21 protein-coding genes and 3 tRNA genes are annotated in these 16,369 nt (G+C 65.0%); 3 read left to right on the top strand and 21 right to left on the bottom strand.

All coding sequences use genetic code 11. The features are described 5' to 3' along the window. The 11 genes from AMS67_RS12420 to AMS67_RS12385 form a co-directional block, all read right to left on the bottom strand. The coding region (locus AMS67_RS12420) for a hypothetical protein (protein WP_053387676.1) at positions 1 to 651 on the bottom strand (651 nt) is incomplete at its 3' end. Next, the gene (locus tag AMS67_RS12415) at positions 648 to 1,472 is read right to left on the bottom strand and encodes a PD-(D/E)XK nuclease-like domain-containing protein (protein WP_162230856.1); all 825 of its coding nucleotides are present in this window, start codon (positions 1,470 to 1,472) and stop codon (positions 648 to 650) included. The genes AMS67_RS12415 and AMS67_RS12420, both read right to left, overlap by 4 nt. Before the next feature lie 126 nt (positions 1,473 to 1,598). Continuing rightward, entirely contained in the window at positions 1,599 to 1,829 is a 231-nt protein-coding gene (locus tag AMS67_RS12410; protein WP_053387674.1) for a hypothetical protein, read from the bottom strand. 166 nt (positions 1,830 to 1,995) lie between these two features. After that, a complete protein-coding gene (locus tag AMS67_RS12405; RefSeq protein WP_053387673.1) occupies positions 1,996 to 2,193 on the bottom strand; it encodes a hypothetical protein in 198 nt (65 codons plus the stop codon). After that, positions 2,190 to 2,579 carry a hypothetical protein gene (locus AMS67_RS12400; RefSeq protein WP_053387672.1) on the bottom strand — a complete coding sequence of 130 codons (390 nt, stop codon included), beginning with the start codon at positions 2,577 to 2,579 and terminating at the stop codon, positions 2,190 to 2,192. The genes AMS67_RS12405 and AMS67_RS12400 overlap by 4 nt, the downstream gene beginning before the upstream one ends. A 191-nt stretch (positions 2,580 to 2,770) precedes the next feature. Further along, positions 2,771 to 2,980 carry a hypothetical protein gene (locus AMS67_RS12395; RefSeq protein WP_053387671.1) on the bottom strand — a complete coding sequence of 70 codons (210 nt, stop codon included), beginning with the start codon at positions 2,978 to 2,980 and terminating at the stop codon, positions 2,771 to 2,773. A 106-nt stretch (positions 2,981 to 3,086) separates the two neighbouring features. Next, on the bottom strand, positions 3,087 to 3,620 hold the full coding sequence (locus AMS67_RS12390) for a hypothetical protein (protein ID WP_156316655.1): 534 nt from the start codon (positions 3,618 to 3,620) through the stop codon (positions 3,087 to 3,089). Next, the gene (locus AMS67_RS17420) at positions 3,617 to 3,787 is read right to left on the bottom strand and encodes a hypothetical protein (protein WP_156316654.1); all 171 of its coding nucleotides are present in this window, start codon (positions 3,785 to 3,787) and stop codon (positions 3,617 to 3,619) included. The genes AMS67_RS12390 and AMS67_RS17420 overlap by 4 nt, the downstream gene beginning before the upstream one ends. Beyond that, positions 3,787 to 3,960, bottom strand: a complete 174-nt coding sequence (locus AMS67_RS17415) for a hypothetical protein (protein ID WP_156316653.1) — start codon at positions 3,958 to 3,960, stop codon at positions 3,787 to 3,789. Before AMS67_RS17415 ends, AMS67_RS17420 begins: the two co-directional genes overlap by 1 nt. 217 nt (positions 3,961 to 4,177) lie before the next feature. Then, a complete protein-coding gene (locus AMS67_RS17410) occupies positions 4,178 to 4,354 on the bottom strand; it encodes a hypothetical protein (RefSeq protein WP_156316652.1) in 177 nt (58 codons plus the stop codon). Positions 4,355 to 4,432: 78 nt separating this feature from the next. Further along, entirely contained in the window at positions 4,433 to 4,618 is a 186-nt protein-coding gene (locus AMS67_RS12385) for a hypothetical protein (RefSeq protein WP_156316651.1), read from the bottom strand. Positions 4,619 to 5,201: 583 nt separating this feature from the next. Here AMS67_RS12385 and AMS67_RS12380 point away from each other — a divergent pair. Continuing rightward, positions 5,202 to 5,405, top strand: a complete 204-nt coding sequence (locus tag AMS67_RS12380; RefSeq protein WP_053387668.1) for a hypothetical protein — start codon at positions 5,202 to 5,204, stop codon at positions 5,403 to 5,405. Positions 5,406 to 5,476: 71 nt separating this feature from the next. Here AMS67_RS12380 and AMS67_RS12375 read toward each other — a convergent pair whose 3' ends face one another. The 3 genes from AMS67_RS12375 to AMS67_RS12365 are packed head-to-tail and all read right to left on the bottom strand — an operon-like array spanning position 5,477 to position 6,659. Continuing rightward, complete coding sequence (locus AMS67_RS12375) at positions 5,477 to 6,268, bottom strand: BRO family protein (RefSeq protein ID WP_053387667.1); 792 nt, start codon at positions 6,266 to 6,268, stop codon at positions 5,477 to 5,479. Then, a complete protein-coding gene (locus AMS67_RS12370) occupies positions 6,268 to 6,456 on the bottom strand; it encodes a hypothetical protein (RefSeq protein WP_053387666.1) in 189 nt (62 codons plus the stop codon). The genes AMS67_RS12375 and AMS67_RS12370 overlap by 1 nt, the downstream gene beginning before the upstream one ends. Continuing rightward, positions 6,453 to 6,659, bottom strand: coding sequence for a helix-turn-helix domain-containing protein (locus AMS67_RS12365; protein ID WP_162230855.1), 207 nt, complete (start codon positions 6,657 to 6,659; stop codon positions 6,453 to 6,455). Before AMS67_RS12365 ends, AMS67_RS12370 begins: the two co-directional genes overlap by 4 nt. A 94-nt stretch (positions 6,660 to 6,753) precedes the next feature. Between AMS67_RS12365 and AMS67_RS12360 the strand changes: the two genes are divergently transcribed. Continuing rightward, on the top strand, positions 6,754 to 6,993 hold the full coding sequence (locus AMS67_RS12360) for a hypothetical protein (RefSeq protein ID WP_053387664.1): 240 nt from the start codon (positions 6,754 to 6,756) through the stop codon (positions 6,991 to 6,993). A 393-nt stretch (positions 6,994 to 7,386) separates the two neighbouring features. Here the strand turns inward: AMS67_RS12360 and AMS67_RS12355 are convergent. The 3 genes from AMS67_RS12355 to AMS67_RS12345 all read right to left on the bottom strand — a co-directional run bounded on the left by AMS67_RS12355 (position 7,387) and on the right by AMS67_RS12345 (position 7,710). After that, positions 7,387 to 7,459, bottom strand: a tRNA-Phe gene (locus AMS67_RS12355). 65 nt (positions 7,460 to 7,524) lie between these two features. After that, positions 7,525 to 7,601, bottom strand: a tRNA-Asp gene (locus AMS67_RS12350). A 36-nt stretch (positions 7,602 to 7,637) separates the two neighbouring features. Then, positions 7,638 to 7,710: transfer RNA gene (locus AMS67_RS12345), tRNA-Glu, on the bottom strand. Here AMS67_RS12345 and AMS67_RS12340 point away from each other — a divergent pair. Continuing rightward, positions 7,703 to 10,012 carry a primary-amine oxidase gene (locus AMS67_RS12340; RefSeq protein WP_306455252.1) on the top strand — a complete coding sequence of 770 codons (2,310 nt, stop codon included), beginning with the start codon at positions 7,703 to 7,705 and terminating at the stop codon, positions 10,010 to 10,012. The genes AMS67_RS12345 and AMS67_RS12340 overlap by 8 nt on opposite strands. 152 nt (positions 10,013 to 10,164) lie before the next feature. On the opposite strand, the gene AMS67_RS12335 is transcribed toward AMS67_RS12340, so the two are convergent. The 4 genes from AMS67_RS12335 to AMS67_RS12320 all read right to left on the bottom strand — a co-directional run bounded on the left by AMS67_RS12335 (position 10,165) and on the right by AMS67_RS12320 (position 16,335). After that, on the bottom strand, positions 10,165 to 11,754 hold the full coding sequence (locus tag AMS67_RS12335; protein ID WP_053387663.1) for a zinc-binding metallopeptidase family protein: 1,590 nt from the start codon (positions 11,752 to 11,754) through the stop codon (positions 10,165 to 10,167). Positions 11,755 to 11,872: 118 nt separating this feature from the next. Next, positions 11,873 to 12,865 (bottom strand): C-terminal binding protein, encoded by a 993-nt coding sequence (locus AMS67_RS12330; protein ID WP_053387662.1) that lies wholly within the window; start codon positions 12,863 to 12,865, stop codon positions 11,873 to 11,875. Between the two features lie 144 nt (positions 12,866 to 13,009). Next, positions 13,010 to 14,659, bottom strand: coding sequence for a thiamine pyrophosphate-dependent enzyme (locus AMS67_RS12325; RefSeq protein WP_053387661.1), 1,650 nt, complete (start codon positions 14,657 to 14,659; stop codon positions 13,010 to 13,012). After that, positions 14,659 to 16,335 (bottom strand): amidohydrolase, encoded by a 1,677-nt coding sequence (locus tag AMS67_RS12320; RefSeq protein WP_053387660.1) that lies wholly within the window; start codon positions 16,333 to 16,335, stop codon positions 14,659 to 14,661. Before AMS67_RS12320 ends, AMS67_RS12325 begins: the two co-directional genes overlap by 1 nt. Positions 16,336 to 16,369: the final 34 nt, after the last annotated feature.

Raw genomic sequence — 16,369 nt, 5'->3', positions numbered from 1 at the left:
TGCGAGGTCACGCTTCAGGTACGCCTCAAGCTGTGCCTGGGTGACGCCGAGATCCTTAAACCGGTCTACGGCGTCGGTTCGGCGCTGCTCGATGGGTTTCCCGTCACCGTGCTCGAGCGTCTTCCGGAGGCGCTCTTCGGCTTCGGTTTTGAACCAGCCCGGGAGCATTGCGAAGATGCACTCGCGTACCGCTTTCGCACCCTGGTTCTGGTTGTTGAGGTAGATGTCGCCGAGGTCAGTGAGTGCCTGGTTACCGTTCCTGGTGGATCGGAGGTGAGGGACGATGAACGAGCGTGTTGAGCGCACATTCTCCTGTTGGTCCCACGCCCACGCCTGCATTTCGGAGACACCTGCTTCGTCGTCTCGGCGGAGTTCACGCACTCCGTAGTCGACGTTCTGCCAGATGCGTGCCAGCTCGCGGGCGATGTGGATGCTCATGCCGGAGCCGCGCTTCGGTACTGAGTAGAACGCGCGTGAGGCGACGGCGAGGCGGCTGCACAATTCGTTCGATTGTTCGGCGGCACGGTTCGTGTCCCTGGGGAATGACTTTGCCACCTGCACTGCGGCCGCTACTTCCGCGACAGCACGGGACTGCTCTACCACCGCTCCCTGCGATGCCGGACGCTGCAGCAACTGTTCAATTTCGGTCATGCGTTCTCTCCAAATCGTTCCTGGTATTCAGCGATTGCGAAGTGCGGGGCTCGCGCAAATGCGACCTTCGTGTCCGGGTATCCGGGCCACTCCCCCGACTCCATGCATCGCTTGTAGATGTCTCGCGCTTCAAGCGCTTTGATGTACCCCATGTCCGCGAACTGCTGATCGAGTTGGATCAGGTTCACGAGGTGCGGTGCTGCTGTTTCGACAACGATGAACACCATCTCCATGCGCCGGCCGGTCACGATCTCGAGCAGGTCGAGGTAGTGGCCTCGTGCGATGTCGTACCCGTACTTCGCTGCGTTTCTCGCGAACGCGTCAGCAGTGGCATCGTCCGAGGTGGTCTTCAAGTCGACCGCGATATGCCCCTCGTCTGGGAGTCGATCGAACCGGCACCGCAACGGCACACCGTTACTCTCACCGAACATCGACACTTCAGAATGCCCGGGCCGCTCCATCAGCTTCCGCGCGAGGCCATGACCGAGCACGGCTTCCGCCATCGCATCCACTGGGCCGAGTTCGTGCGCCAGCATCGGGACACGCCCTGCCTGCCTCGACTCATCCCGCGCCTCCTGAGCTTTCTTCGTGCGCCACGAGTCGAACTGGAACACCTCAACTTCGTCATCCACGCCGAGTACTTTCGCGTGCACAGCAGAGCCGAGGTCGTAGGACTTCTTGTACTGCTTGTGCCCGTCGATCACCTCGTACTTGTACTTCGCGGGTGACTTCAGCAGCGTCTTCGCGCCGGTCGCGGAGAGTGATTCTTGAGCGTGGTACTCCTCGTTCGGGAGGTCGTACACGACACCTTCATATCCCAAAGTGTTTCTCCTCTCTGATGCGGTCAATGTCGGCATCGTTTCGGGTCGTCCACCCTGATGGGTCGTCCGGCCACCACCCCTGATCGTCATCCGCCCCGGCATCCTCAAACACCGTGTCGCGGGGGCTCATTCGGACGCTTCTTCCAACTCAGACCGCGCGAAAGTCACGTACAGCGTGATCTCGAAGCTCGTCATGTCGTCGTCTTCGGATGTCGGGATGCATACGATCGAGTTGAGTGCGGGAGTGCACCCAAGAAGCACGTTTATCAATCGGTCCCGAGTTAGCTGGAACCCGACCTTGCCATTCGGCTTGGGGTATCCGTCTGCTTCATCGAGCAATTCGCTAATGGCGCTCATTCCGTCACCTCTTCGTCGTTCCAGATCAACGGCCGCCGAGCCCACCCACACGGGCACTCCTCGGAATGACCAAACGGATTATTCGAGTTGCTGCACCGGGTCACATGCGTAGGGGCCGGGTATCCGTAGATCCCAGCCCCCTTGTTTTCCTGCGTCACCACACGCATCACGACACCTCGCGATCGATCACGCGCACGAACTCGTTGTCTTCTGCTGCGCGGTCCGCATACGCTTCGGCGTCACTCAAGCTCTTGAACCCGCGATCGAATGCCCAATCGACGTACGTCGGTTCCATGCCGATGTAAGCCTGACTGCCAATTTCCACCGCGTAGCGGCGCGAAAAGTGGCCCAGATCCTTGCTCATGCTTCTTCTCCTATGTCTCGTGCGGTGCCGCCGAGCAGCACCGAGAAATCTTTGAGCGTCATCGTCACGTACGTGCCGCCCATGTTTTTCGGCCCGTACCGGAGCCGTTTGTGTGCGACCACACCAACCGCTGCGTCATCGTTGCCACGCTCAACCTCGGCTTCATCAACCCAGCCGGATAGGTTCATCGAGCGAACGTCCTTACACTCGATGACCACCCTTTGCCCGTCGATGGTGCGGACGCTGCCAATGTCGCCACGATCCTTGGAGCCGTTCTTCGCACGCCGCTCGATACGGTCATCGTCCAATGCTTCAGCGAGGTACGCGGCGACGTGTGATTCGAACAGCGACCCGGCTTGTTTCGCGGTCTGTCTACTTCTTCCCACGCCGCACCTCCCAGCGATACGCGGCCCACACGAACCCGAACATGACCATGTAGATCAGCAGATGCCCGCCGTTCACGAGTCACCTCGCTTCTGCTGGCACAACTCGTCGTGACGCTTCTTCCACGAGTCATTCCATTGGGCGGAGCGTCCCCACGTGCACGCTCCGCACCAGTCACACCGAATGAGCAACATCACGCCTCCCCGTACACGTTCACGAGACGACGCAGAACCCGCACCAGATGATCCAGTTCGTCAGCGGGTACACCAGCCTCCAAATGGCCCGGGAACTCCTGCATGAAATCCAGCCAGCAGCGCGCGTTGTAGAACGCACCCACACCGAGCAGCAGAGTCGCTTCACGAAACTTCACCAACACCGCAGACTTACGCTTCGGCTCATCCATGCGTGGCTGCTCCAACGCGCCAGGAACCCACGACGCATACCGCCGATTCCCCTCACCCAACCCGAAATGAACCACCCACGGCTCCGGATCACGAACAGACGCCACGCTATTGAACATCCGACACCTCCGGCCAAATGCGACGACCAGAAGTTATGCGTGAATCTCCAACGGGCTGCTCGCTCCCGGCCTCCCAGAGAAAGAACGCGCCATCAGAGATAACAGCGTGCTCTTCTCCGCCGTATGTAATGACCCACGCCTCGCCGGGTTTCGCGTCATGCCACGGCTTCCGCTCAGGGTGCGCAGCGAAGTATGCGCGAGCCGCCCCAAAGAATGTCGGCTCATCCGCCCAAGTTTCAGCTGCCTCTCTCAAGGCCAGAATGCTGTCGCCCGACTCTTCGGAAGTCACCCGAATCCCGGCGACGCCTCTGCTATAAACAACGAAACCGGGGTTCTCGGGCCACCGCCACCGTCCGAGTTCCTGGTCGCGCTCATGCTGGAAGAACTCACGCAGAGCGGATGTCACACTCCCGCGAAACGAGAGCCCTACCCCGCCAGCACCTTTCACGTCGGTCAGGAATGCGTCATCGTCGGGCTCGAGCTGCACGCCGATCCCATTGCTTGCTACGAACTTGTCGCTCATGACACCACCCATTCCAGTAACCAAATTTCCTGCGAAAGCTCACGAACCCGCTGCTCCCAATACGCCAAAGATTCAGGCGGGTGCCCGACACTCACACACGAGTCAGCAAACTCACGATTGGTGCGCGCCTCCGCGATCCGCGCTTCGATCGCTTCCTTCGACTTCATTACGCCTCCCACGTCAGGTGCTTCTTGCAGAGCACGAACCCGACGCCGATGAACGTCACCATCGCGAACTCTGATTGATCCGTGCCGCGCTTCCCGCACTGCTGGCACACGTAGTAACGGAGCTCGCTAGGCGTACGCCTCAGCTCGTCACCCGTCATCACCTCAACTGCCATACCGGACTCCCTTGTCTCAAACTTGTGCGGGAATATGGGGCCAGCCGTAGTTCCATCGACTGACCCCTTATCTAGGTACGGACCATGCGGCCCCTCCCGTACGGCAAACCCCGATGCCGCCGCCAACCCACCTAGGGCCGCGATGACGCACTAAAGCGCCAGTGCTGCACCCCGGACTCGAACCAGGCCGACGCCTCAACGCTGTGCAGCAGCCGCCCTAAACGCTGAGCAAGGCCTTCTTTTCCTCGATGAAGCGCGCGAGTTTGACCGAATCAATTGCCTCGTTCAGCTTTTCCAGCTCGTCCACAAGGTCGAACAGATCGCCTCGTCGTTGCGCAGCAGCCTTCTCCGCCGCGGCCTGGTCCTCGTACAGGAATCCACCAGTGATTTTCATTGCTTCCCCTCTCGATACATGCTCTCCAGCGCCAGTACCCGTGCGCCGATCCGCGAGCGCACACACGGGCCAAACCATTTAGAACCGCATTGCCGACCCGAAGCCGCCCCAGCAGCCGCCCGAGATATGAATGCGCGTGCAACTGGCGTTCGTTTCCGCCGCACGCAACAACTTCCGCAACTCCTTCGACTCAGCAACCGTCAGATCACGACTCACGGTCACCTTGATGCGATCCCCAACGTGCTGAGCATCCGCGACAGTCACTGTCTTCTCCTCGGTAATAGCCACAACAACCTCTCCATCTAGCGGACTCTCCGCCGTGGCGGTCAGGGTTACGATCCCTGCACGTCACCGGGTAACCCAGCCATGACGCGACACCATGCACCGCCCGCACATAACCCGTGCCCGGTTCCCCACATATGCGGGGCCAAAAACTCTGAGCCGCTTAACCGATACGGCACCGTTCCCACCACCAAGCAGGCCAAAATCGCGCACCCTGTACGCACACGCCCCATCTCGCCTCAAGCTTCGGGACTCCCCAGCTGGTCACGCATTCCGCTACAGCCCTCTCACGGCCCTCACATCACACGCCCCGACACCGGGTAACGGTCACTATGTAGTTGTCAAAGAACGGTCGGAACGCGCCATCTGGGAGGGTGAATCTCCCGGCGAACCCGCCGTGCATTGGCCCGACTCGAACGGGCAGCCCACCTCGCGGAGGCAATGCTGTAGCTAGCTAGGGGTCGAAACCCCCAGAAGAAAGAAGGGACTAGAAGCTAGAAATCAGTGGCCGTCATCCACGGCCCTCCGGTACGTTCGGAGAACCACCACCGACAGGAGGCCCATCATGCTCAGCGCCGAACGACTCAACGAGATCGTCCACAACGTAGAGAAGGCGGAGCGCGAATTCACGGAACACTGGGACCTCAACGGGGAAGGACGTGAGTACCACCTCCGCACCTCCGCACTCGACGCGAACGCTAACCGACAGGCCCGAATTGCTCTTATTGAGCTGATCAATGAGCTGAAATCTGACCTCACGACGAACTAGCTCACGCACCCTCTCGTTGTCAGCAGAAGCAGCAGACGACGCGCGCTCAAGATACTGATCCGTGTAATCCATCACGCCACCGCCTCTAGTGATGACTCTTCGTCCATCACCGCTGGGTCAACGCCGTACAGCTTCGCTATCGCAATAGCGCCCCGAGGCGTGATCTTCAGCGTGTGCATCGCTTCACCCCTAAATCGCGGGGCCTTATGGGAGGGAGCCGGGTAGAAGTACCGGGCCTTTTCGGAGTACGCAGAGTAGCGATGTACTTCTTCGTCACACCGCTTCGATTTCGACCAGCGAATAATCGTCTCGCAGTAGATCCACTTGCGTGCCAGTAGGTCATCGCGCAGTTCTGACTCCCGCATTCCGAGACACTTCGCAACGTTGCGGAACAGTCGCACATCACCTCGACGCACAAACTCGTCCACGTAATCGACTTTCGGGGCGTCAATCGCGATCTTCGCCTCTGCAGTCTCAGCCCGCTTCGCAGCCTCAGCAGCGAGAGCAAGCAGCTCTGACGATGGCAGTGCTGCCAGCATCTCCACGTCCGACCCGTACTTGCCGGTCTTCCGCAACGACGGAATCACATCATGCGTGATCCACCGTTTGAACGCCCGCGCTTCCGGCTTGCGCGACCCGAGAATCAGAGAGTAAAGGCCAGGCTCGGAGACGATAGTGGCCTCGCCTTGACGCCCTAAGTTGAACTTAGCCCGCTCGTCATCATCGAGTCGATTAACCACTACGCTCGGGTTCGATAGCTCGAGGACGCGGCACGCGTCGGCAGCAACGAACCAAGGGTCTCCGGCGACGGTGACAGTGCGAACGATCTGACCGTCGAAGTCGAAAATTTCGATCGCACTCATCACGCCACCTCCGGCTTCTCAGTCGGGAGGGACTGGACGAGGCGCTTAAGCTCATCGTGCTCGATGAGCTGCTTGCTGTTCCAGTAGCGAACAACAACGTCGCCGTCCTTGATGGCCTGACGGACGAGAGGCTCAGATACTCCCGTGGCTTCCGCAGCGCCCTTGACGCTGTATGAGATGGCGCTCATGCTGCCACCAAGTCCTCAAGGTCCATCTTGAGTGCCGTGGAGATCGCGCACAGCTCTTCGAGCGTGAACTTCTGAGGGGCAACGAGTCGCCGGCGCATTGTCTTGTCCGCGAGACCAGCCTTCTCGGAGAGCGTAGCGATGCTGATACGCTGCTCCCGGGCGACCTCGCGGACCCTGTTTGAAACTGCTTCTGTTGTGGTCATACGGCCAATATACACGGTCATTTGGCCGAGTCAAGCTCGATTTTGGCCCAATTTTGTGGCATATTATGGCCAAAATGCGTATATAGTGTGTTCTATGACCAAGGAAGAGCACGCACTCGCATCAGCAATCATTGACCAGCTCAACGCTGAACTCGGCGCATCGACACTTAGCGTTCTTGAGCTCTCGAAGCGGCTGGGCCGCCCCTACGACTCAACGCGCAATTACTTGCGCAAGGAGCGGGCGCTTCCCTTCGGCATCTTCCTCGAAATCGCGGACCTGCTCGAGATCCGCCCCGAGGAGATCATCTCCCGGGCACGTGCTCGTATTCAGTAACCCAGTCCTCAAACCTGACACCGCTCGCGCTGGCTGCGGCAATCGCTTCAGTCAGCGTCGGGCACCCTTTCGCCGGGGGTACCTTTTCGTGAAGCCCCTGTGGGCATTTGCATTCGGTCAACTTGCTCCTTCGCTCGATTCGAAAGTTTGTTCGAATAGAGTACCCACAGTCCACCGACATTGGTGACACTCAGCGAAACGCTGGCGAGTACGATGGCTACAGTTGTGGCTACAGTCGCGGCCGGAGTCGGCCCCTGAAACACAAAAAGCCCCCAGCAAGAACATGACGTTCAAGCTGGGGGCTTCGAGAAAAATGTGTTGCCATCAGGCAAAAAAGAACCCCCGCAAGTAGAAGCCTTGCGAGGGTTCGGAGTGGGCGTAATACTCCCACAGTGGCTCCGACCGGCATCGATCCGGTGACCTTTCGATTTTCAGTCGAACGCTCTACCAACTGAGCTACAGAGCCAGGCACTCACCTTATGGCGATCGCCGGGAGATGAAGAAGCCCTTCCGAAGAAGGGCTTCTCACCTTGGCGACCCTGACGGGACTTGAACCCGCGACCTCCGCCGTGACAGGGCGGCGCGCTAACCAACTGCGCCACAGGGCCATAGTGCATTGCTATTCAATTGTGTTTGGTAAAGCGTGACCCCAACGGGATTCGAACCCGTGCTGCCGCCGTGAAAGGGCGGTGTCCTAGGCCGCTAAACGATGGGGCCGAAGCAATTTCTCGCTTGCTACCGAGATGAAATCTTACGGGGGTTCTCCATGCACACGCAAATCGAGCCAGCAAAAGCGGGATCTCTGGCGTGTCGCACCGGCAACGGGGATGCGAATTTCACGCATCGAACGCCCGACATCCGCGGAAACACGGGCGACGCGACGGGGGTCACTCCCCCGTTCGGATCTTCCCAAATGTCCGTGGTCCGTGGCACTCTGAGAGCGATGCGACCGCGACGTCGCACCCCCGAGATCGCGAAAGATCGGAGCACCATGGCTTCCCACCCGCTTGACTCCCTGTCCGCCGATGAAATCGCCGCGACCTCGGCGCTGCTCACCGCCGAGCACCAGATCGATGGCGGGTGGCGGTACGCCTCGATCATCTTGCACGAGCCGCCGAAGGCGCAGGTGCTGGCGTGGGTCGAGGGCGACCCGATCGAACGCCGCTCCCTCTCCGTCGTCTGGAACAAGTCGAGCAATGAGGTCTACGAAGCGATCGTCAACCTCTCCGATTCCACCGTCGAGTCCTGGGAGCACCGACCCGGCGTCACCCCGAACTTCACCGTCGACGAGTACCACGATTGCGATGTCGCCCTGCGTGACAATGCCGAGGTGCGCGCGGTGCTCGAGGCGCGCGGCATCGATCCTGCCCTCGTGCTGTTCGACCTCTGGACGTACGGCAACGCCGTCATGCCGCCGCAGTGGCGCGACCGGCGCCTCGGCTGGGTCGACATCTGGAAGCGCGCAACACCGCAGGGCAACCCCTACGCGCACCCGGTGAGCGGCCTCAAGATCATCGTCGACGTCAACACCATGGAGGTGCTGCAGATCGACGACGGTCACGACCGCGGGTTCCCCGAGGTCGACGCCGAGTACGTGCCCGAGTTGCGCGGCGAGCCCGAGCGACAAGACCTGAAAGTGCTCGACATCGTGCAGCCCGACGGGGTGTCATTCGATCTCGAAGGATCCCGACTGCGCTGGCAAGACTGGGAGTTTCGGCTCGGCTTCAACTACCGCGAGGGCCCGGTCATCTACCAGGTGAAGTTCAAAGACGGTGACGAGTACCGCGACGTCGCGTACCGCATGTCGCTGGCCGAGATGATCGTCCCTTACCGCGACTCGAGCTTCGACCACTACCGCCGTACCGCGTTCGACATCGGCGAGTGGGGCCTTGGGTACATGTGCACGTCGCTCGAGCTCGGTTGCGACTGCCTCGGCGAGATCACCTACCTCGACGGGGTGCTGCCGAACACCGCGGGTGATCCGGTCGTCACGAAGAACGTCATCTGCCTGCACGAAGAAGATGACGCGGTGCTCTGGAAGCACGTCGACCCCGATGCCGGCACCGAGGTGCGCCGCATGCGCCGTTTCGTCGTCTCGGTGCACGCCACCGTCGCGAACTACGAGTACCTCGTCTACTGGCGCTTCTACCCCGACGGCAACATCGAGTGCGAGATTCGGGCGACCGGCATCATGGTGTCCACTCCGATGGAGGATCACGCCGCGACGCACGCCACCGGCGCCGTCATCGACCAGCGCACCTACGCGCCCCACCACCAGCACTTCCTGGTGGCTCGCCTCGACCTCGACGTCGACGGCGACCGCAACACCGTCGTCGAATCCGATTCGCTCCCAGCGCCCATCAGCGACGCGAACCCGTTCGGGCTCGACCTGAACACGCGGGGCACCGTGATCGCGTCGGAGAAGGACGCCGGGCGCCTGTACAGCTGGGATCGGCAGCGCGCGTGGAAGGTGCAGAACCCCAACCGCCTCAACGCGTGGGGCGCTCCGACCGCGTACAAGCTCGTACCCACCGGTTCGTTCCCGGCCATGTTCGACGAGTCGTCGCCGATTCTGCGCCGCAACCCCGTCATCGGCAACACGCTCTGGGTGACGCAGCACCACGACACCGAGATGTGGCCGGCCGGCGACTACCCCACCCAATCGGCGAACGACCAGGGCAACGGCATGAGCGCCTGGATCGCCGACGACGAGAACCTCGTCGACACCGACGTGGTGCTCTGGTACGTCTTCGGCATCCACCACATCACGCGCGCCGAAGACTGGCCGATCATGCCGGTCGACAAGGTCGCGTTCACGCTCAAGCCGTTCGGGTTCTTCGACCGCAACCCGTCGCTCGACGCCCCGCGCTCGCAGCCCAAGGGCGGTGGCGCGTGCTGCGTCGGTGGCGCCGCCGGCGGCGCGGGCTGCACCTGTGAACACGGGCACGGGGGTGGCGGGCACGCGCATGAACACGGGGGTGACGTGCCCGGCCATAGCCCAGACGCGTCGGGCGCGTAGAGCACGCGATTCACACGCTGAGCCCCTCTCAAGTTGCCGAGCCCCTCCAATCTGCACGCGCAGAAGGGAGGGGCTCGGCAACTTCGGAGGGGTTCGACGAGGCGATCTGGCACGACTCGCCGAGACAACCGCCAAGCAGACGGCGCCTCGACCTACCAGTGGCGGTGCTCGTGCGTCCCGGCGAGGTCGGCGCGGTAGTCAGGCCAGGGGAGGTCGATCGGCGGCTCGAAGTCGGCTGGCAGCAGCGCGGGCACCGGCTCGGCGGCGGTGCGCTCGGCGAACTCGCGCTGCGCCTCCTCCAACACCGAAGGCTTTGTCAGCAGGTCGAGGAACGTGCCGGCAACCGTCTTGCCCGCCGTCAGAATCGTCGGCGCGATCGTCTCGGGGATGCCGCCGAGCGCGTTCATCACCCACGACGGGTACGGGCCGGCTCCGGGCACGGGCTGCAGCGCCGGGCGCGACACGTAGAAGCGCACGAGCGGCGCATAGTGGCTCATCTCGACGTAGTCGTCGCTGGTCCAGTTGCGCTGCCAGGCGGGCATGTGCTCGCGCAGCCCGCGCTCGGCCTCCTGCGGGGTGACGAGCTGCTCGGTCTCGGCGAGGAACGGGCGCTCACTCGGCGTGAGCCCGAGCGAGCGCTGCACCTCCTGCGCCACCCCGATCGCCTCGGGCCCGTAGGAGGGCGCCCCGACCTCGGAGAGGTTCTCGAACAGCACCGTCGCCATCGCGTGGTTGGTGCGGCCGGGGCGGCTGCGGGCGATCCACCGCTCTTCGAGTTCGCAGTGACCCATCGTCGCCGCCGCGGCCGCGTTGCGGTCGAGCACGGCGAGGATGTGCTCGGCCATTTCGATGTCGGGCGTGCGCCACGAGAGCTGGATCCGGGCGACGCGCTGCGGCAGGTTGTCGGCTGTGGCCTGGCCGTCGCTCAGGATCGCGTCGGAGAAGCTCCACCCGCCCGCCGCGGGCAGCATTGCGTCAAGCATGCTGCGCGACGCCGAGTACATCTGCACGAGCGACAGGTTGGCTCCGGGCGCGCGGGCGGCCGAGTGCGATGCCGGGATCGGGGAGTTCGGGTCGGCGCTCGAAAGCTGCCATTGCTCCGGGTGGTCGCAGACGAACGAGTAGACCTTGCTGTAGTACGCGCCGCACTGGGTGTCCCAGCGCGCGGTGTTGCAGAGCGGCAGCATGTAGAACGGGTGGAACGACACGATGGCGTCGGCGTCGTCGTAGTAGCCGCGCAGGCCGTGCACGACCTTCGAGCCGTGCATTTTCTCGGCGGGCTCTCCGGTGTAGTGGAGGGTGCCGGTGATGCCGTGCTGCTCCATCGCGTGCTTCGTGGCGAGCACGCCGGCGAGCGTCGAGATGCCGAGCACCGAGTGCGGGTCGGTGTGGCCGGGGGCGAAGCGCGAGAGCCCCTCGCGCGGAGCCTCGGCGGTGGTTGCGGCCTGGCTGTTGCCGGGCACGGCGTCGTACTCGGCGTAGGTGAGCAGGGTGGGTCCGTCACCGTTCGACCAGCGCGCGCTGAACGCGGTCGGCATGCCCGCCGAGCCGTCTTCGACGTCGAACCCCTCGGCGCGGAGGCGCTCCACGTACCACTGCTGCGAGCGGTACTCGCGCCAAGCCGGCTCCGCGAGCTCCCAGATGTGCGTGTGCCACTCGGTGAGCTGCTGCAGGTGGTCGTCGATCCAGGTCTGCGCGGTGCGCTTCGCCTCGGCGGTGAGTTCGGCGGTGAGTTCGGTCACGATGACGGGTCCTTTCGAGATATGCGGGGTCGGTCGAGCAGCCCCGTCACTGATGGGGCGCAGGGCGGGCGGCAAACAGGGTGGGGCGGAAAGCGGGCGCCGGATCGCGGCGCGTCGCTCAGGAGACCCGGTTGACGGGCGAGTCCGGCGCTCCCGTCTCGGCGTAGGTCGCGGCGTTCTGGGCCTGGATGCGCACGTACTCGGTTTCCGTGCGGGCCGAGAAATAGGCGATGTGCGGCGTGAGCACGACATCGTTGCGGCCGACGAGCGGGTTGCCGGGAGCGGGCGGCTCTTCCGCGAGCACGTCGAGCGCGGCAGCCGACAGCTGCCCGGCGTCGAGGGCTGCGGCCAGCGCCGGTTCGTCGATCAGGGCGCCGCGCGACACGTTCACGAGTACCGATCCGCGGGGCATGTCGGCGAGAAACGCAGCGTCGACCATGCGCTCGGTTTCGGGAGTGAGGGGCAGGTGCAGCGACAGCGCGTGCGATTCGCGGCGCACGGTGTCGAGGTCGGTGCGGGTCACACCGAGTGCGTCGAGATCGGCGCGGATCTCCGGCGTATCAGGCAGCAGCGGATCGTACCCGAGTACGCGACCGAAGAGCGGGCCCGCGAGCCGCGCGAGCTCTCGCCCGATCTTGCCGAGGCCGACGATACCCAGGGTGGTCTCGCTGAGGCGCGGCGGGGCCACCTCGGCGCGCGAGTTCCAGTTGGCCGGAGTCGCCGACGCGAGGTAGAACGGCAGCTGCCGGGTCGCGTGGAGCAGGATCGCCAGCGCGTGCGTCGCGACCTCCTCGGTGGCGGCACCGGGCACGTTCGTCACCCAGACACCGCGCTCGGTGGCTGCGTCGAGGTCGACGTAGTCGAAACCCATCGACATGAGCGCGATGACCTTCAGATTCGGCAGTGCCTCGATGATCTCGCGGGTGATCGACGCGTAGCCGGGCAGCAGCACCTCGGCGTCACTGGCGCCCGCGATGATCTCGGCGGGGTCGCGGGTCTCGAGCAGGCGCACGGTGAATCCGGCGTCTTCGAGCAGCCGCACGCCCGCGGCCACATCGGTGTCGTCGGTGTCGGTGTAGACCGCGATGCGGGGGGCGGGGGTCGCTGACATGGGGTGCTCGCTTCCGCGCGGGTCGCTGCCGCGCCGGGTCGGGGTCGGTACCGGGGTTCGGGGTGGCGATCCGGGTCGGTGCGGTTCCGGATCGCGGTGAGATTCGGGGCGGGCCGAGCGGGGGCAGGGCCCGCCCCGAAACGGTTAGGCGGTGAAGGCCGCCTGGTCGATATGGATTAGCTGCAGCCCACCGCCGGCCGTCGCGGCTGCGATCGCGTCGGCGAGCTCGGCACCCGTCGACGCGCGTCGGCCGGTGCCGCCGAACGCGGTCGCCACGGCGGCCCAGTCGGGCTGCACAAGATCGACGCCCACGGGCGCGATGCCCGCGTCGGCCTCGTTCTGCTTGATCTCGGCGTAGCCGCCGTTATCCACGACGATCACGGTGACGTCGAGGCGCTGCTCGACGACGGTGATGAACTCCTGCATGGAGAACATCAGCGCACCGTCGCCGACCACGACGAACGCCGGGCGATCCGGAGCCCCGATGCGGGCCCCGAGCGCCGCCGGCAGACCGTACCCGAGGGTCGCGTACGTCGCCATGTACGGCGTCGAGTTCGGCTGCGCGACGCGCAGCGTGTTGAGCAGGCCCCAGTAGGCGATCTGCGACGAGTCGGTCGCCACGATCGCATCGGCGGGCAGTGCCGCCGCGATGCGCTCGGCGAGTACGGTGTTCGCCTCTGACAGCTCGGCCGACTCGGCGCGCACCTGGGCGATCGTCTCGGCGACGGACGCCTCCGCGCGAGCCCTGGCGGCGACGATCACGGCGGGCTCGGTCGCGATGCCGTCGAGCTCCGCGAGCAGCGCGTCGAGCGTCGCGGCCGCGTCGCCGACAAGACCGATCTCGATCTCTTGGTTTTTCGGCAACTGCGATTCGAGCAGATCGATGCGGATCACGCGGCCTTGCGCCTCGAGGCGCTCGACCCAGAGCTCGGCCTCACCGAGCTTCGAGCCGACCACCAGCAGCACGTCGGCCTGCTGGGCACGCGAGCGCGCTGCAGCGAGACGCAGGCTCGACCCGATCGCGAGCGGGTGCGACTCGTCGAGCACGCCCTTCGCGTTCAGCGTCGTGACCACCGGGGCACCGATGCGCTCGGAGAGCGCGCGCAGCTGCTCCCCCGCCCCGCGCGATCCGCCGCCCGCAAGAATCACGGGTTCCCGTGCCGCGGCGAGCAGTGCGGCCGCGGCCGCGACCTGCGCGGCGTCAGCTGCGGGTACCGGAGCGAATACGCGCGGCGCGAGTGCGGCGGCGTCGAGGTCGGTCTCCTCTTCGAGCAGGTCGAGCGGAATCTCGAGGTAGACCGGGCGCGGGCGCCCGGTGGCGAAGAGCTCGAACGCGTCGTGCACGGCGTCGACGGCCTCGGCCGCGGTCTGCACGCGGCGACCCCATTCGACGATCGCCGAGGCAGCGCTGAGCTGATCCTTCGTCTCATGCAGCGTGCCCACATCGGCGAACTCCGCGCCGCGGGCCGGGCCCGGCGACACGATGATCATGGGGCGCGACTCGCAGTACGCGGTGCCCGCGGCCGAGAGGGCGTTGAGCAGCCCGGGGCCGCTCGTCGTGATCACGACGCCCGGCAGCCCGGTCTGCAGCGACCAGCCGTCGGCGGCGTAGCCCGCGCCCTGCTCGTGGCGGGAGGTGACCGGGCGGATCCCGAGTGCACTCAGCGGACGGTACAGCTCGAGGTTGTGCGTGCCCGGAATACCGAACACCGTGTCGACGCCGTAACCGTGCAGGGCCTCGATGACGACCCAGCCGGTGGTGCGCTTGACCGCGGTCTCAGTGACGGCGGTCATCAGCGTGCCTCGTCGGCGGCGAAGCGGCGGCTGCCGTCGACCCAGGTCTCACGAACGGGGATCTGCGAGATCTCCGCGCCGTCGACCGTCAGCGGGTTGGCGCCGAGCACCACGAAGTCGGCGCGCTTGCCGGCGGTGATCGAACCGAGCTCGCTCTCGCGGCCCAGCGAGATCGCACCCTCGAGGGTGTGCCCGCGCAGGGCGGCCTCGGGTCTGATGCGCAGCGAGTCGGGGCCGAGCTGCGCGCCGCGGCGGGTCACGCGGGTCACAGCGGCCTGGATCGCCTCGAGCGGGCGAGGCTCGGCGACGGGGGCATCCGACGAGATCGTGACCGGCACGCCGGCCTCGATGAACTCGCCGAGCGGGTTGAAGCGCTCGCCCGGGGTGCCGATCGCCTGCTCAACGCCCTCGCCCCAGTTGTAGTAGTGCTGAGTCTGGTTCACCGGGCGAATGCCGAGCTGCGCCATGCGCGTGATCTCCTCGGGCGTGGGCAGCCCGCAGTGCTCGATGCGGTGACGCGCGTCGGCGTCAGGCCGCTCGATGAGCGCCTGCTCGATCGCGTCGACGACGAGCTTGATGGCGGTCGGCGACTGCGCGTGGGTGGCGGTCTGCAGGCCGGCGGCGTGCGCCTTGCTGACGAGCTCGGTGTACTCGCGCGGCTCGTGGTAGAGCTGGCCGGTTCGGCACGGGTCGCCCACGTAGCCCTCCGGGAAGTAGGCGGTCCAGCCGCCCAGCGTGCCGTCGGCGTACAGCTTGATGCCGGTCGCGGCGAGGAACGGGTTGCCGAACGGGCCGGTCAGACCGAGGTCGAGCACCTGGTCGAGCAGGTGCGACAGGAAGTACATGGAGACGCGCATGTCGAGCGCGCCGCGGTCGGCCGCCTCGAGGTACGCCGCGAACTCGCGCTTCGACACCTGGGCGTCGCCGATCGCCGTGACGCCGCCGCGCAGGAATTCGCGCTGCACCAGGTCGAGCTGGCGCTGGTGCTCTGCGGGCTCGTCGCCGAGGTGGAAGTTGGGGCCGTGGTGCCCGATCTTCACGCCGTGCAGGCCGGTGAGCACGTTGCACGCGGCGTCAGACAGTTCGCCGGTGAGGTCGCCGTCGGCGTTGCGGAAGAACTCGCCACCCTCGGGGTTCGGGGTATCGCGGGTGATCCCGAACTTCTCGAACGTGAAGGTGTTCACGACGCCGCCGTGACCCGACGCGTTCATGATGTACACCTCGCGGTCGGTCGCGATCTCGTCGAGCTCCTGGCGCGTGGGGTGGCGGCGCTCGGTCAGATTGCGCTGCTCGTAGCCGTAGCCGCGAATCGGCGCGCCCGCGGGCAGCTTCGCCGCTCCCTCGCGCATGAGCGCGACGATCTCAGGGATCGACCCGGCCTTCGCCGGCGAGATGTCAATCCAGGTGAGCATCTGCCCGTACATGAGCGGGTGCGCGTGGGGGTCGATGAAGCCGGGCACGATGGTGGCGTCCGGGTAGTCGGCCCGCTCGGGAGTGAGCCCCGCGTCGGCAGCCGCCGCCTCGACGTCCGCGACGGAACCGACGGCGAGAATGCGCCCGCCGGCGGTCAGGAACGCCTCGGCCTCCGGGCGTTCGGTGTCGACGGTCAGGATCCGCTGCGCGGTGACGATCGTGGGGATCGAATCGCGGGCGTCGTAGGTGGCGAGCTGTCGCACGGGGCTACTCCTTCAGTGGGTGTTCAGTGATGCG

Origin of the sequence: Leucobacter japonicus (assembly GCF_001273855.1) — a bacterium.
Lineage (GTDB): Bacteria > Actinomycetota > Actinomycetes > Actinomycetales > Microbacteriaceae > Leucobacter > Leucobacter japonicus.
The sequence above is the reverse complement of the archived record's forward strand: the minus strand, read 5'-3'. Positions and strand labels throughout refer to the sequence as shown.

Coding starts and splice junctions, on each gene's coding strand:
- AMS67_RS12410 (WP_053387674.1), bottom strand. CDS start 1,829: ATGAGCGCCATTAGCGAATTGCTCGATGAAGCAGACGGATACCCCAAG.
- AMS67_RS12405 (WP_053387673.1), bottom strand. CDS start 2,193: ATGAGCAAGGATCTGGGCCACTTTTCGCGCCGCTACGCGGTGGAAATT.
- AMS67_RS12395 (WP_053387671.1), bottom strand. CDS start 2,980: ATGGATGAGCCGAAGCGTAAGTCTGCGGTGTTGGTGAAGTTTCGTGAA.
- AMS67_RS12390 (WP_156316655.1), bottom strand. CDS start 3,620: ATGAGCGACAAGTTCGTAGCAAGCAATGGGATCGGCGTGCAGCTCGAG.
- AMS67_RS17420 (WP_156316654.1), bottom strand. CDS start 3,787: ATGAAGTCGAAGGAAGCGATCGAAGCGCGGATCGCGGAGGCGCGCACC.
- AMS67_RS17415 (WP_156316653.1), bottom strand. CDS start 3,960: ATGGCAGTTGAGGTGATGACGGGTGACGAGCTGAGGCGTACGCCTAGC.
- AMS67_RS17410 (WP_156316652.1), bottom strand. CDS start 4,354: ATGAAAATCACTGGTGGATTCCTGTACGAGGACCAGGCCGCGGCGGAG.
- AMS67_RS12380 (WP_053387668.1), top strand. CDS start 5,202: ATGCTCAGCGCCGAACGACTCAACGAGATCGTCCACAACGTAGAGAAG.
- AMS67_RS12375 (WP_053387667.1), bottom strand. CDS start 6,268: ATGAGTGCGATCGAAATTTTCGACTTCGACGGTCAGATCGTTCGCACT.
- AMS67_RS12370 (WP_053387666.1), bottom strand. CDS start 6,456: ATGAGCGCCATCTCATACAGCGTCAAGGGCGCTGCGGAAGCCACGGGA.
- AMS67_RS12365 (WP_162230855.1), bottom strand. CDS start 6,659: ATGACCACAACAGAAGCAGTTTCAAACAGGGTCCGCGAGGTCGCCCGG.
- AMS67_RS12360 (WP_053387664.1), top strand. CDS start 6,754: ATGACCAAGGAAGAGCACGCACTCGCATCAGCAATCATTGACCAGCTC.
- AMS67_RS12340 (WP_306455252.1), top strand. CDS start 7,703: ATGGGGCCGAAGCAATTTCTCGCTTGCTACCGAGATGAAATCTTACGG.
- AMS67_RS12330 (WP_053387662.1), bottom strand. CDS start 12,865: ATGTCAGCGACCCCCGCCCCCCGCATCGCGGTCTACACCGACACCGAC.
- AMS67_RS12325 (WP_053387661.1), bottom strand. CDS start 14,659: ATGACCGCCGTCACTGAGACCGCGGTCAAGCGCACCACCGGCTGGGTC.